We start from the raw sequence: 1,307 nt of genomic DNA on the forward strand, positions 1-1,307 counted from the left end.
GCCGAGGAGTCCGCGCAGGCGGGGGCGGGCGGCGCGGGCGCGCAGGACGCGGCCGACCTCGCGCCAGGTGACGTCTGCGGCGTAGGAGATGGTGCGGGCGGCCTCGTAGACCTCGCGCAGCAGGGTGTCGGCGTCGGGGTGGCCGGTGCGGGCGGCGACCTGGGCCTGTTCCTGGAGGGCGAGCCGGTCGCCGGCGCGGCCGGTGGTGAGGTGGAGGGCGTCGCGGGTGTCGAGCAGCCGGCGGCGGGCTTCGGCGAGGCCTTCGCGGGGGGCGTCGGCGAGCCAGGACGCGGCGACTGCGCGCAGGGCCGCGGCGTCGCGGAGGCCGCCGCGGGCCTCCTTGAGGTCGGGTTCGAGGAGGAAGCGGAGTTCGCCGCACTGCTCGGCGCGTTCGCGGCACAGGGCGTGCAGGCGGGGCAGGCGGGCGGGGGCCTGGTTGCGCCAGTCCGCGAGGACGGCGGTCCGCAGGCCGGCCAGGAGGCCGAGGTCGCCGGCGACGGGGCGGGCGTCGAGGAGGCCGAGGTGGACCTTGAGGTCGTCGGCGGCGGTGCGGCGGGCTTCGGCGGGGGTGCGGACGGAGTGGTCGAGGGCGAGGCCGAGGTCCCACACCGGGTACCAGAGGCGGTCGGCGAGGCGGGCGAGGTCGGCGGGGGCGGCCTTGCCGTCGTGGAGGAGGAGCAGGTCGAGGTCGCTGCGGGGGGAGAGCTCGCCGCGCCCGTAGCCGCCGACGGCGACGAGGGCGGCGCCGCGGACGCCGGTGTCGCGTACGGCGCCGGCGAACAGCCCGGTCAGCCAGTCGTCGGTGAGCCGGGCGAGCGCGGAGCGCCGCGACGGCCCGGACCGCGGCTCCTCCCGGAGGAGCCGCAGCCGGGCCGCGGCGTAGCCGCCGGGTCCCGGGTCGGAGGTGTCGGTGGTCGTGCCGGCGCTCGTCACCCAGGGCCTCCTGTCGTCAGAGCGCTTCGGCGCCGCGCTCGCCGGTGCGGACCCGGACGAGGGCGTCGACGGGGACGCTCCACACCTTGCCGTCGCCGATCTTGCCGGTCCGGGCGCTCTTGACCAGGATCTCCATGACCGGTTCGGCGTCGTCGTCCTCGACGACGACCTCGATGCGGATCTTGGGGACGAGGTCCACGGTGTACTCGGCGCCGCGGTAGACCTCGGTGTGGCCGCGCTGGCGGCCGTAGCCGCTGGCCTCGGAGACGGTCAGGCCCTGGACGCCGAAGCGCTGGAGGGCGTCCTTGATCTCGTCCAGCCGGTGCGGCTTGACGATCGCGGTGATCAGCTTCGTGCGTTGACCTTCTTGCTCG

General features: G+C 76.7%; 2 protein-coding genes. Both read right to left on the minus strand.

Annotation, left to right across the window (positions count from 1 at the left end):
* Positions 1-933, minus strand: a 933-nt coding sequence (locus EF903_RS32675) for a nucleotidyltransferase domain-containing protein (RefSeq protein ID WP_185902951.1), incomplete at its 3' end; no start/stop codon positions are given.
* A 16-nt stretch (positions 934-949) separates the two neighbouring features.
* Positions 950-1,282: a P-II family nitrogen regulator gene (locus EF903_RS32680; protein ID WP_125548544.1), complete on the minus strand. Its 333-nt coding sequence runs from the start codon at positions 1,280-1,282 to the stop codon at positions 950-952.
* Positions 1,283-1,307: the final 25 nt, after the last annotated feature.

The sequence above is a fragment of the Streptomyces sp. WAC05292 genome, assembly GCF_003949955.1.
In the GTDB taxonomy this organism is placed as follows: Bacteria; Actinomycetota; Actinomycetes; order Streptomycetales; family Streptomycetaceae; genus Streptomyces; species Streptomyces globosus.